The organism is Psychrobacter piscatorii, from assembly GCF_904846415.1.
In the GTDB taxonomy this organism is placed as follows: Bacteria; Pseudomonadota; Gammaproteobacteria; order Pseudomonadales; family Moraxellaceae; genus Psychrobacter; species Psychrobacter piscatorii.
The window spans coordinates 1-603 of the sequence record NZ_CAJHAR010000104.1; the positions used below are offsets into that span (position 1 = coordinate 1).

At 41.0% G+C, this 603-nt stretch carries 1 protein-coding gene; it reads right to left on the minus strand.

The features are described 5' to 3' along the window. Nucleotides 1-169 precede the first annotated feature (169 nt). On the minus strand, nucleotides 170-603 hold a 434-nt coding region (locus JMX83_RS15065; protein ID WP_201603405.1), incomplete at its 5' end, for an STAS domain-containing protein.

A 603-nucleotide genomic window follows, 5' to 3' on the forward strand; every position in this document is an offset into this window, starting at 1 on the left:
CTATAAATCAGCATTTTTTAGGTCGATTTCTAGGTTAATTGATTCCCTATTTAGTGCGTCTAGCATAACACAGGCGCTATCATAGCGATATTGTGTTGTAGACGACTATAGTAATTGAGGTTGAGCGAAAACTCATGTTATAGCGATTTCATTGTAATCAAAATATAGATTATTTTAATGCATCGACAGCATCTAAGGTACTTAGATAGACCTGCCCTGATAGCTCGCTAATCAATGGGGTGTGACCGATGATGTCCATCACAGGACCTTTGATAAAGCTAAAATGCAAGCGCTTATTCTGTAACGCCAACTCATGATTTAAGGTACAAAGCATTTCTTGGGCGGTCAGATCTATATGGTTGACGGCAGCCATAATCAATATAATTTCATTGGCATCGGGATATTGCTGCATGGCATCGAGGATACGTCGATGTACAGATTCACTATTACCAAAGAACAAACTCTCATCGATACGTAACATCAATAAGTTGTCAAAAGTTACGACGTCATGGCGATTGATATTACGAAAATGTCCTGTACCGCCCAACTGTCCAACGTCAGCCACGTGCGGCTTACTCGACTGCCAGATGAGACTGGCGAATG